The organism is Alcaligenes parafaecalis (assembly GCF_026344135.1).
In the GTDB taxonomy this organism is placed as follows: domain Bacteria; phylum Pseudomonadota; class Gammaproteobacteria; order Burkholderiales; family Burkholderiaceae_B; genus Alcaligenes; species Alcaligenes parafaecalis.
The window spans coordinates 1-1,106 of the sequence record NZ_JAPKNA010000013.1; the positions used below are offsets into that span (position 1 = coordinate 1).

Consider the following 1,106-nt stretch of genomic DNA (forward strand, 5'->3'; position numbering starts at 1 on the left):
TGGAACGTGGATGTTCCTGGTGCCGAACTGGCCAAGGACAGCAATGTCCACGCTAAGGTTGAGACCGAAGATGCGGCTGGTAACCCAGCTAGCGCTGAAGCTGACCGCGGCTACGGCGTAGACACCGATCTGCCCGAAGCTGAGATCGCGATCAACGTGATTGCTGAAGATGACGTCATCAACAAAGCCGAATCGGAAGGGGATGTCACTGTCTCCGGTACGGTTGGTAAAGACGTCAAGGCTGGCGACACCGTGACCGTGACGGTTAATGGTAAGGATTACACCACTACCGTTAACGCCGACGGCAAGACTTGGAACGTGGACGTTCCTGGTGCCGAACTGGCCAAGGACAGCAATGTCCACGCTAAGGTTGAGACCGAAGACGCCGCTGGTAACCCAGCGTCGGCTGAAGCCGACCGTGGTTACGGCGTAGACACCGATCTGCCTGAAGCCGAGATCGCGATCAACGTGATCGCCGAAGACGACGTAGTCAACAAGGCTGAGTCCGAGTCCGACGTGACCATTACTGGTACCGTGGGTAAAGACGTCAAGGCTGGCGACACGGTTACTGTGACCGTGAACGGCAAGGATTACACGACTACCGTTAATGCCGACGGCAAGACCTGGAACGTGGATGTTCCTGGTGCCGAACTGGCCAAGGACAGCAATGTCCACGCCAAGGTGGAAACGGAAGACGCGGCTGGTAACCCAGCTAGCGCTGAAGCTGATCGCGGTTACGGCGTAGACACCGATCTGCCAGAAGCTGAGATCGCGATCAACGTGATCGCTGAAGATGACGTAGTCAACAAGGCTGAGTCCGAGTCCGACGTTACCATTACTGGTACCGTGGGTAAAGACGTCAAGGCTGGCGATACGGTTACTGTGACCGTGAACGGTAAGGATTACACCACTACCGTTAACGCCGATGGCAAGACCTGGAACGTGGATGTTCCTGGTGCTGAACTGGCCAAGGACAGCAATGTCCACGCCAAGGTTGAGACGGAAGACGCCGCTGGTAACCCAGCTAGCGCTGAAGCTGACCGCGGTTACGGCGTAGAGACTGATCTGCCTGAAGCCGAGATCGCGATCAACGTGATCGCTGAAGA

1 protein-coding gene is annotated in these 1,106 nt (G+C 56.6%); it reads left to right on the forward strand.

Annotated features, from left to right (window positions below; genetic code table 11):
* The coding region (locus OSH09_RS18255) for an Ig-like domain-containing protein (protein WP_266121788.1) at positions 1–1,106 on the forward strand (1,106 nt) is incomplete at both ends.